This is a genomic window from Halorhodospira neutriphila (assembly GCF_016584055.1).
Lineage (GTDB): Bacteria > Pseudomonadota > Gammaproteobacteria > Nitrococcales > Halorhodospiraceae > Halorhodospira > Halorhodospira neutriphila.
Genome location: NZ_NRSH01000079.1, coordinates 1 through 10283, shown reverse-complemented (window position 1 = coordinate 10283; position 10283 = coordinate 1). Strand labels below are relative to the sequence as shown.

The following is a 10283-nucleotide window of genomic DNA, read 5'->3' as shown; positions in this document are numbered from 1 at the left end:
ACCGCGACCGGCTGGCGGCAGCGCTGCAGGGGGCCGATCACGCCTTCGTCCTCGCCCCGGCGGGGCTGGCGTGGTCGGTCCCCGACGCCCTCGCCCCGCTGGGCGAGCGCGCCCACACGGCGCCGGAGGTCGAGGCCCTCGCGGCGCTGGTGCTCGCCGAGGCCCGCCCCGGCGACCGCATCGCGGTGATGAGCAACGGCGACTTCGGCGGCATCCACCAGCGCCTGCTCGAGGGCCTGCGGCGAAGGAGCGCACCATGAGGGCGGAGGGCGTCAGCGTGGCCCTGACCGGGGCCTCGGGGATCCAGTACGGGCTGCGCCTCATCCAGTGCCTCGCCCGCGCCGGCGAGCCGGTGCACGTCCTCGCCTCCGCGGCGGCGCGGCACGTCGCCGCCCTCGAGATCGACACCGAGCTGCCCCGGGAGGCGGAGGCGCTCACCGCGGCCCTGGAGGCGCACCTCGGGCTCGGGGCGGGGGCGCTGAGCGCCTACGCCGAGGACCAGTGGACCGCCCCCCTGGCCTCGGGCTCGGGGGCGCCGCGGCGCATGGCGATCTGCCCGTGCACCACCGGCACCCTCGCGGCGGTGGCCGGCGGGCACTCCGACAGCCTCATCGAGCGCGCCGCCGACGTCGTGCTCAAGGAGCGCGGCCGGCTGGTCGTGGTGCCGCGGGAGACCCCCCTGTCCACGATCCACCTCGAGCACATGCTCAGCCTCGCCCGCATGGGCGCCACCGTCCTGCCGGCGAGCCCCGGCTTCTACCACCGCCCGGCGGCGGTCGGCGACTTGGTGGACTTCGTCGTCGCCCGGGCGCTCGATCACCTCGAGGTCGCCCACGGGCTCGGGCCGCAGTGGGGCGGGAGCGGGCCGGGCTGAAACGGGCCGGCCCGCGCTGTACGGCGGGCGGTGCCGCCGCCGGGGGGCCCGGCGGCGGCACCCTTCCGGGGGATTGCCCCCTAGACGCGGGCGAAGGCCCGCTCGGCGGCGTCGAGGGTCTCCTGGATCGCCTGCCGGTCGTGGGCGAGGGAGACGAAGCCCGCCTCGAAGGCCGCCGGCGCCAGGTAGACGCCCTCCTCGAGCATGGCGTGGAAGAAGCGGTTGAAGGCCTCGAGGTCGCACGCCTTGACCTGCTCGAAGCGGGTCACCGGCGCGTCGTCGGTGAAGAACAGGCCGAACATGCTGCCGGCCTGGTTGACGGCCAGCGGGATGCCGGCGGCGTCGGCGCGCTGCTTGAAGCCGTCGACGAGCTCGGCGGTGGTCGCCTCCAGGCCCTCGAAGGCCCCCTCGGCGGTGATCCGCTCCAGGGTCGCCAGCCCGGCGGCCATGGTCACCGGGTTGCCGGCCAGCGTCCCCGCCTGGTAGACGCCGCCGACGGGGGCGAGCCCCTCCATGACGTCCCGGCGGCCGCCGAAGGCGCCCACCGGCATGCCGCCGCCGATGACCTTGCCCAGGCAGGTCAGGTCCGGCGTGATGCCGTAGCGGCCCTGGGCGCACTGCGGGCCGACCCGGAAGCCGGTCATGACCTCGTCGAAGATCAGCAGCGCGTCGTGGCGGTCGCAGACCTCGCGCAGGGTCTCGAGGAAGCCCGGCACCGGCGGGACGCAGTTCATGTTGCCGGCCACCGGCTCGACGATGACCGCCGCGATGTCGCCGCCGTGCTCGGCGAAGCACTGCTCCACGGCGTCGGCGTCGTTGTACGGCAGCGCCAGGGTGTCCGCGACCACCGCCTCGGGCACCCCGGGGCAGCCCGGCACGCCGAGGGTCAGCGCCCCGGAGCCGGCCTGGGCGAGCAGCGCGTCCACGTGGCCGTGGTAGTTGCCCTGGAACTTGACGATCTTGTTCCGCCCGGTGAAGGCCCGGGCCAGGCGCAGGGCGCTCATGGTCGCCTCGGTGCCGGAGTTGACCAGGCGCACCATCTCCAGCGAGGGCACGTGCTGGCAGAGGGTGCGCGCCAGCTCCACCTCCAGCTCCACCGGCGTGCCGAAGGACAGCCCCTTGGCGGCCGTCTCCTGGACGCGGCGGACGATCTCGGGGTCGGCGTGGCCGGCGATCAGCGGCCCCCAGGAGTTGACGTAGTCGACGTAGCGCTTGCCGTCGACGTCCCACATGTACGGCCCCTCGCCGCGCTCGAAGAAGATCGGCTCGCCGCCGACCCCCTTGAACGCGCGCACCGGGGAGTTGACGCCGCCGGGGATCAGCTCCCGGGCCTGCTGGAAAAGCTCGTGGGTGCGCTGCATGGGTGCTCCTCTCCTTAAGGTCCTGTTCTCGTTTGACTCAATGGGGCTCGGTGCTAGCGGCTGCGCCGCCACTGCGCGACAAGCTCGGCGGCCGCCCGCTCCGGGTCGTCGGCGGCGAAGAGGGCGCTGACCACCGCCGCGGCGTCCGCCCCGGCGGCGGCCACCTGCGCGACGTTCTCGAGGTTGATCCCGCCGATGGCGACCACCGGGCAGCCGAGCGCCCTGCGGCCCGCGGCGAGGGTGTCCAGGGGCGCCAGGGCCGACTCGGGCTTGGTCGGCGACGGGAAGACGCTGCCGAAGGCCACGTAGTCGGCGCCGGCGGCGACCAGCCGGCGGGCCCGCTCGAGGTCGGCGTAGCAGGAGACCCCGATCCACGCCGCCTCGCCGAGCCGCCGCCGGGCCTGCGCCACGTCGGGGTCGTCGGCGCCGAGGTGGACGCCGTCGGCGCCGGCCTCGGCGGCCAGCTCGGGGTCGTCGTTGACGATGAGCAGCGCCCCGTGCTCGGCGCAGAGCCCGCGCAGCCGCCGCGCCTCGGCGAGGCGCCGGGCGTGGTCGCCGCCCTTGTCCCGGTACTGGACCACCCGCACCCCGCCGCGCAGGGCCGCGGCCACCGCCTCGGCGAGGTCCTCGCGCGGCTCGGTGACCGCGTAGATCCCGGCCAGGGCCGATGCCTCCTTCGCCATCGCTACGCCCTCCCCCTAGTCCGCCGCCAGCTCGAAGGCTTCCTTGCCGGCGCCGCACTCCGGGCAGAGGAAGTCCTCCGGCAGGTCCTCGAAGGGGGTGCCGGGCTCGATGCCGAGCTCGGGCACGCCCTGCGCCTCGTCGTACATCCAGCCGCAAACGGTACACATCCAGCTGCGCTGCGCCACGGCCGTCTCCTCCCTCTTTGCCTGGGACGTCTCGGGGCTACTCTACCAGAGCACACCCGTGCGCCCGACCCCGGGGCTCGTCGACGGCCAGGGCGACGAGGAAGGCGGCGACGAAGAGCCCGGCGCAGAGGAGGATCGCCGGCTGCAGGCCGACGGCGAGCTGCAGGGTGCCGACGCCGAGCAGGCCGATGGCGGCGGCGAGCTTGAGGGTCAGCCCCCAGAAGCCGAAGAGCTCCGCCGAGCGCCCCGCCGGGGCGAAGAGGCCGACCAGCGTCCGCCCCGCCGACAGGCAGGAGCCGAGGGCCAGGCCCGCGAGGCACCCCGCCCCGAGGAAGACATCCTGCGCCTGCCAGCCCAGGGCGAAGGCGCGGTTGAGGGCCTCGGTGAGCGCCGGGGTGCGCCAGATGGCGAGGATCGCGCCGATCCAGAGGAGCAGCGTCAGCAGGTAGGTGCGCTTGGCCCCGAGCCGGTCCTGGAGCAGGCCGAAGGCGACGGCGCCGGCGGCGGCGGCGAGCTGCGTGACGATGAACATGGCCACGCGCCCCTGCTCGTCCCAGCCGATGACCTGCGCGCCGTAGATGAAGGCGTAGGAGGTGACGATGGCCAGCCCGGAGGCGGCGAGCAGCAGGGAGACGAGGAAGACCGCTAGGTCGCGCAGCCGCCCGACGCCGCGGAGGGTCCCGGCCACCTGGGCCGCCCCGGCGCGGAGGTAGCCGCGCCCCGGCGGCCGGGGGCGGGCGCGCTCGCGCAGCCACAGGAAGGTGGGCACGGCGCAGAGCAGGAAGAAGCCGCCGGCGAAGGGGCCCACCCAGCGGATGCGCTCGTAGTTCGCGGCGCTGACCTCGCCGAGCACGAGGACGGTGAACGCCGTGGCGCACAGCCCGCCGAGGTAGCCGAGCGACCAGCCGAGCCCGGAGACCCGGCCCATCTCGGCCGGGGCGGCGATATCGGGCAGGAAGCCGGCGACGAAGGCCTCGCCGAGGGAGTAGGCGTAGTTCGACAGGGCGATGAGCAGGAAGCCGAGGGCGATATCCCCCGGCTCGACCCAGTACAGCGCCGTGGTGGCGGCCACGGTGGCGAGGTAGCTGGCGAAGAGGAAGCGCTTCTTGGCCGCCGCGTAGTCCATGACCGCGCCGAGCAGCGGGGCGCTGGCGACCACCGCGAGGTTGCTCAGGGCGAGGGCGGCGCTCCAGAGCAGGTTGCCGAGCCGGTAGCCGTCCCCGGCGTCGCCGACGATCACCCGCGTGAAGAGGTCGCCGTAGACGACGGTGATGATCAGCAGGATGTAGGCCTGGTTGGCGAAGTCGAACATCGCCCAGCCGAAGACCTCGCGCCGGGAGGCCCTGCTCGTCGCCCAGATCACGGCTCGGCTCCTCTCCGGGGATGGGGGCAAGCCTAGCACGAGCGCCTCGGCGACGGGGCGCTAGCCGGGAGCAGCGCCGCTGCGCTATGCTGGGCGGTTATGAGCGAGACCCATCTGAGTGAGCAGCGTTTTACCGACCTTCCCGTCCACGATGCAGTCCTCGACGGCCTCGACGAGCTCGGGCTGACCTACTGCACCCCCATCCAGGCCGCGACCCTGCCGCGCACCCTCCAGGGCGAGGGGATCGCCGGCGAGGCGCAGACCGGCACCGGCAAGACGGCCGCCTTCCTCGTGGCGACCCTCCACCACCTGATGACCCATCCCGTGGAGGAGGACGCCGTCGGGCCGTGGGCGATCATCCTCGCCCCGACCCGCGAGCTGGCCGCCCAGATCCACCGCGACGCCGAGCAGATCGGCGCCTTCACCGGCCTCGAGTTCGCCGCGGTCTACGGCGGGACCGGCTACGAGACCCAGCGCGAGCAGCTCCGGGCCGGCGTCGACGTCGTCATCGGCACGCCGGGGCGGATCATCGACTTCTACAAGCAGAAGGTCTTCAGCCTCGAGCGCATCGAGGTCGTCGTCCTCGACGAGGCCGACCGCATGTTCGACCTCGGCTTCATCGACGATATCCGCTACCTGCTGCGGCGCATGCCGCCGGCGGCGGAGCGGCTCAACCTGCTCTTCTCGGCGACGCTCTCCTACCGGGTCATGGAGCTGGCCTGGGAGCACATGGGCGACCCGCCGCGGGTGGCCGTCGAGGACGCCGGCCAGCGGACCGTCGAGCGCGTCCGGCAGACGCTCTACCACGTCTCCAAGGAGGACAAGACCTCCTTCCTCGTGGGGATGCTCCGCCACATCGACCCGCGCCGCAGCCTGGTCTTCGTCAACACCAAGCGCGCCGCCGAGCGGCTGGTCGGCTACCTCAGCGGCAACGGCATCGAGGCGGCGGTCCTCTCCGGCGACATCCCGCAGGACAAGCGCGAGCAGCTCCTCGAGCGCTTCCGCAGCGGCGAGCTGCCGGTGCTCGTCGGCACCGACGTCGCCGCCCGCGGGCTGCACATCGAGGACGTCAGCCACGTCATCAACTTCGACCTCCCCCAGAGCCCGGAGGACTACGTCCACCGCATCGGCCGCACCGCCCGGGCCGGCGAGAGCGGCGACGCCGTCACCCTCGCCTGCGACGAGTACGTCTTCTCGCTGCCGGATATCGAGGCCTACCTCGAGGAGAAGATCCCCTCGCAGCGGCCGCCGGCGGAGTACTTCGCCGAGCTCGCCGCCCCCAAGGCCACGCCCCGGGCACAGCGCTCCAAGGACCGGCGCCCGGGCGGCGGGAAGCGGCCGTCGCGCCGGCGCAGCGGCGCCCGGCCGGCGCGCTGACGGCGACGGCCTGGCGCGCCATCGCCGCGCCATGCCATAGTCGTTGCGATCACGCAGCCCACCAGCCGAGACCAGGATCGCGTCATGTACGACTTCCTCAGCTACTGCGTCCGCGACTACATGACGGCCCACCCCCAGACCGTCGGCCCGGAGACCCGGCTCCACGAGCTCCAGGCGCTCTTCGACCGGCACGACTTCAACGGCGTGCCGGTCATCGGCGCCGACTGGCGGCTGCTCGGGGTGGCCACGAAGCTCGACCTGCTCAAGGCCTTCACCTTCACCACCCAGGCCATGGTCCCGCAGTACGAGGCGATCATGGAGGGCCGGGTCGAGGAGATCATGACCCGCGAGCCGGTCACCGTCTCCCCGGAGCTGCCGCTGACCCGGGTGCTGCAGCGAATGGTGGACCTGCGCACCAAGGGCTTCCCGGTGATCGACGAGCAGCAGCGCATCGTCGGCGTCATCGCCCGCGAGGACCTGCTCCGGGCGCTGCACGACGCGACGAGCCCCGCCGAGGGCTAGGCGGCGGACCGGCAAGGAGGCGCACGGGCATGGCGAGCGGCACCCCACCGAGGCCGGGCAGCGGGGCAGGCGCATGAACCCCTCGACCCTCGTCGGCATGATCGGCGGGCTGACCCTGATCGGCTCGGTGCTGCTCGTCGCCGCGCAGGATACCGCCGCCTTCCTCAACCTCCCCGGGCTGGCCATCGTCCTCGGCGGGACGCTGGCGGCGACCTTCCTCGCCTACCCCATGGACGAGGTCCTGCGCGTCTTCCGGCTGGTCTGGATCGTCCTGCGCAACGAGCGCGTCTACACCCGCGACGACCTCGAGGAGCTGATCCACATCTCGCAGCTGTGGTTCAAGGGGGACGTGCGCGCCGTCGAGGACGCCCTGGAGAGCGTCGCCAACCCCTTCCTGCGCACCGGGGTGCAGCTGGTCATCGACCTCACCCCCGAGGAGGACATCCTCGACCTGCTGCAGTGGCGGATCAGCCGGCTGCGCGCCAAGGAGCACGCCGAGGCGGCGATCTTCCGCACCATGGCCAGCTTCTCGCCGGCCTTCGGGATGATCGGCACCCTCGTCGGCCTGATCAACATGATGTTCATCCTCGAGGACGGCGACATCGCCCAGATCGGCCAGCAGATGGGGGTGGCCCTGCTGACCACCTTCTACGGGATCCTGCTCGCCAACCTCTTCTTCAAGCCCGTCGCGGTCAAGCTCGAGCGCCGGACCGAGCAGCGGCTGGTGACCCTGAACATGATCATGCAGGGGATCTCGCTGATGTGCCAGAAGCGCAACCCGACGCTCATGCGCGAGACCCTCTACTCCTTCATCGCGCAGTACAAGGACGAGATCCGCGACCCCGACCTCATCCAGCAGCTCGAGCAGTCGAGCCAGAGCGCGGTGGCCGCGGCCGCCGCCGGCGAGCAGTCGGGGAGCGGGCAGCGCTAGGGCGCCCGGGGACCGGCGTTGAGCGACGACAGCCCGAGCGCCCGGCGCACCCGCACCGCCACGCGGGAGATCCAGGCCGAGAGCCAGCAGGAGGAGGACCAGAGCTGGCTGCTCGTCTACCTCGACGTGATCACCCTGCTGCTCATCGTCTTCGTGATCCTGCTCGCCATCCTCGGCGACAAGTCCGAGCAGGAGGGCACCAGCCAGGGGGCGGGGGTCCTCGACGGCTCGCCGGGCATCCTCGAGGGCCGGGACGGGGTGCTCGAGGGCGAGCCGCAGATCCGCGAGCAGTCCGTCGAGCTCCCGGAGGCCCTGCGCGAGCGGGGTATCGAGGCCGTCGGCGAGGAGGAGACCCTCACCTTCCGGCTCGACGACGCCGTGCTCTTCAGCACCGGCGAGGCGGAGCTGCAGGCCTCGGGCGAGAGGGCCCTCGACGAGCTCGTGCCCATCCTCCAGCGCACCGGCGCGCGGCTCTCCGTGGAGGGGCACACGGACGACAGGCCCATCACCACCGAGCGCTTCCCCTCCAACTGGGAGCTCTCCGCGGCCCGGGCGAGCAGCGTCCTGCGCTACCTTAGCGAGCAGGGGATCGACAAGCGGCGCATGCGCGCCATCGGCTACGGCGAGATCCGCCCCATCGCCAGCAACGGCAGCGCCGAGGGGCGCGCCGAGAACCGCCGCGTCGAGATCACCCTCCACCTCGGCCCGGACGAGGACTTCCAAGACCTGCCCGATGAGCTACCCGTCGTGGAGTGAGCCCATGCAGCCCAGCGGCCAACCCCCTACCCTCTCGAGCCTGCCGCCGGTCATCGGCTTCCTGCTGGCGGCCAACGTCGCCGTCTTCGCCCTGCAGACGCTGATCAGCCCGGAGCTGTTCATCGCCGTCTTCGGCCTCTGGCCCCTGCAGATCGGCGAGGTCGGCCCGCTCATGGCCGGGCGGGTCCCCGACTTCCAGATCTGGCAGCTGGCGACCTACGCCTTCCTCCACGGCGGCCTGCTGCACCTGGCCGTCAACCTCTTCGCCATGTGGATGCTCGGCGTCCAGGTCGAGCACGCCTGGGGCTCGCGGACCTTCGCCACCTACTACGCCATTTGCGCCATCGGCGCCGGGCTCGTCCAGCTCTTCGTCGCCACCCAGGCCGCCGGCGAGGGCCAGATCTACCCGACCATCGGCGCCTCCGGCGGGGTCTTCGGCATCCTCCTCGCCTTCGGCATGATGTTCCCCAACCAGCGCCTGATGCTGCTCTTCCCGCCGATCCCCATCCGCGCTAAGTACTTCGTCATCGGCTACGGCGCCTTCGAGCTCTACGCCGGGATGACGGGCACCGGGGCCGGCATCGCCCACTTCGCCCACCTCGGCGGGATGGTCTTCGGCTTCCTGGCCATCCAGTACTGGCGCGGCCTGCTCCCCATCAAGCCGCGCCGGCCGCGCTTCTACTGGTAGGCGCCGCCGCTGCCGCCGCCCCCTGGCGGAGCCCGCGGCGCCGGCGGTAGGCTGAGGGGGCAACCTCCACGGACGGAGCTGCCCCTCATGGACGATGACCGCGCCACGGTCCGGTCCGTCGACCGGATCATCGCCGAGGCCGTCCGGCGGCGCGCCTCGGACATCCACCTCCAGCCCGAGGGCGACGGCTACCGGCTGCGGCTGCGCATCGATGGCCTCCTGCGCGAGGCGAAGCCCCCGCCGGCGGGGCTGGGCGAGCGCATCGCCGCCCGGGTCAAGCTGCTCGCCGGCGTCGACGTCGCCGAGCACCGCCGCCCCCAGGACGGGCGGCTGCAGGGCCAGGACGGCGAGGGCCGCCCCGTCGAGTTCCGGGTCGCCACCTGCCCGAGCATCCACGGCGAGAAGCTGGTCCTGCGCCTGCTCGAGCAGCAGGGCCCGCGCGAGATCGAGGAGCTGGGGATGGCGGCCGAGGCCCGGGGCGCCCTGGAGCAGGCGCTGGAGCGCCCCGAGGGGCTGATCCTGGTCACCGGCCCCACCGGCTCGGGCAAGAGCGCCACCCTCCACGCCGCCCTGCGCCGGCTCAACACCGCCGAGCGCAACATCTGCGCCGTCGAGGATCCGGTGGAGATGGAGGTCCCCGGGGTCACCCAGGTGGCCGTCAACCGCCGCGCCGGGCTCGACTTCTCGGAGGCGCTGCGCGCCTTCTTGCGCCAGGACCCGGACGTCATCATGGTCGGCGAGATCCGCGACCCCGAGACCGCCAACATCGCCGTCAAGGCGGCGCAGACCGGCCACCGCGTCCTCTCCACCCTGCACACCCGGACCGCGCCGGCGGCGGTGGAGCGCCTCACCCAGATGGGCGTCGCCCCCTACGACCTGGCCTCGAGCCTCAACCTCGTCATCGCCCAGCGCCTGGTGCGCCGCCTCTGCCCGCACTGCCAGGGCGCCGGCGGCGAGGGCGAGCCGGCGCCGGGCTGCCAGGCGTGCCCCGACGGCTACAGCGGCCGCTGCGGGATCTTCCAGGCCCTGCCGGTCACCGCCGACATCGCCGAGGGGATCCTCGCCGGCGAGTCCTCGCGGGAGCTCGCCGCACGCGCCGCCGCGGCGGGCATCGAGGACCTCTACACCGTCGGCTGGCGGCTGGTCGAGGCGGGCTGGACCAGCGCCGCCGAGCTCCACCGGATCGCCGCCCACGAGGCGCTGGCGTGAGCCGGCTGCGCTGGCAGGGGGTCGACAGCCGGGGGCGGCGCCTCTGCGGCGCCTGCTACGCCGACTCGGCGGCCGCCCTGCGCGCCGCCCTCGAGCAGCGGGGGATCGCCGCCCTGCGCGTCCACCGCGAGCTCGCCCCGGCGCGCCGTCCCCGCGGGGGCGCGGCGCGCCGGGCCGCCGCCCTGCAGCGGCTCGCCGCCGTGCTCACCACCGGGGCGCCGCTGGACCAGGCCCTGCGCACCGTGGCGGCCCAGGAGTCCGACCCGCTGCTGCGCCGCTGCCTGCGCCGCGCCCGCGGCGCCATCGAGTCCGGCACGGCGCTGGCACCGGCCT

At 73.5% G+C, this 10283-nt stretch carries 12 protein-coding genes and 1 pseudogene; 9 read left to right on the top strand and 4 right to left on the bottom strand.

Annotated features, from left to right (window positions below):
- Both CKO13_RS07915 and CKO13_RS07910 read left to right on the top strand, forming a co-directional pair.
- Window positions 1-260: pseudogene (locus CKO13_RS07915) on the top strand (UDP-N-acetylmuramate:L-alanyl-gamma-D-glutamyl-meso-diaminopimelate ligase); the annotation flags it as partial.
- Window positions 257-874, top strand: coding sequence for a flavin prenyltransferase UbiX (locus tag CKO13_RS07910; protein ID WP_200259153.1), 618 nt, complete (start codon window positions 257-259; stop codon window positions 872-874). The pseudogene CKO13_RS07915 and the gene CKO13_RS07910, both read left to right, overlap by 4 nt.
- An 80-nt stretch (window positions 875-954) precedes the next feature.
- Here the strand turns inward: CKO13_RS07910 and hemL are convergent, their stop codons facing one another.
- From hemL to CKO13_RS07890, 4 genes are read right to left on the bottom strand one after another with little or no spacing between them, the layout of a single operon-like run.
- Window positions 955-2235: a glutamate-1-semialdehyde 2,1-aminomutase gene (gene hemL, locus CKO13_RS07905; protein WP_200259151.1), complete on the bottom strand. Its 1281-nt coding sequence runs from the start codon at window positions 2233-2235 to the stop codon at window positions 955-957.
- 53 nt (window positions 2236-2288) lie between these two features.
- Window positions 2289-2918, bottom strand: a complete 630-nt coding sequence (thiE, locus tag CKO13_RS07900) for a thiamine phosphate synthase (RefSeq protein WP_200259149.1) — start codon at window positions 2916-2918, stop codon at window positions 2289-2291.
- 15 nt (window positions 2919-2933) lie between these two features.
- The gene (locus CKO13_RS07895; RefSeq protein ID WP_338034605.1) at window positions 2934-3104 is read right to left on the bottom strand and encodes a rubredoxin; all 171 of its coding nucleotides are present in this window, start codon (window positions 3102-3104) and stop codon (window positions 2934-2936) included.
- 37 nt (window positions 3105-3141) lie between these two features.
- Entirely contained in the window at window positions 3142-4416 is a 1275-nt protein-coding gene (locus tag CKO13_RS07890; RefSeq protein WP_200259156.1) for an MFS transporter, read from the bottom strand.
- 150 nt (window positions 4417-4566) lie between these two features.
- Between CKO13_RS07890 and CKO13_RS07885 the strand changes: the two genes are divergently transcribed.
- The 7 genes from CKO13_RS07885 to CKO13_RS07855 form a co-directional block, all read left to right on the top strand.
- Window positions 4567-5844 (top strand): DEAD/DEAH box helicase, encoded by a 1278-nt coding sequence (locus tag CKO13_RS07885; RefSeq protein ID WP_200259146.1) that lies wholly within the window; start codon window positions 4567-4569, stop codon window positions 5842-5844.
- Window positions 5845-5928: 84 nt separating this feature from the next.
- Window positions 5929-6366: a CBS domain-containing protein gene (locus CKO13_RS07880; protein ID WP_200259144.1), complete on the top strand. Its 438-nt coding sequence runs from the start codon at window positions 5929-5931 to the stop codon at window positions 6364-6366.
- Window positions 6367-6439: 73 nt separating this feature from the next.
- On the top strand, window positions 6440-7297 hold the full coding sequence (locus CKO13_RS07875) for a motility protein A (protein WP_200259142.1): 858 nt from the start codon (window positions 6440-6442) through the stop codon (window positions 7295-7297).
- An 18-nt stretch (window positions 7298-7315) separates the two neighbouring features.
- Window positions 7316-8053, top strand: a complete 738-nt coding sequence (locus CKO13_RS07870; protein WP_200259140.1) for an OmpA/MotB family protein — start codon at window positions 7316-7318, stop codon at window positions 8051-8053.
- A 4-nt stretch (window positions 8054-8057) separates the two neighbouring features.
- Window positions 8058-8741, top strand: a complete 684-nt coding sequence (locus CKO13_RS07865) for a rhomboid family intramembrane serine protease (protein ID WP_200259137.1) — start codon at window positions 8058-8060, stop codon at window positions 8739-8741.
- An 87-nt stretch (window positions 8742-8828) separates the two neighbouring features.
- A complete protein-coding gene (locus tag CKO13_RS07860; protein ID WP_200259135.1) occupies window positions 8829-9950 on the top strand; it encodes a GspE/PulE family protein in 1122 nt (373 codons plus the stop codon).
- The coding region (locus CKO13_RS07855) for a type II secretion system F family protein (protein WP_200259132.1) at window positions 9947-10283 on the top strand (337 nt) is incomplete at its 3' end. The genes CKO13_RS07860 and CKO13_RS07855, both read left to right, overlap by 4 nt.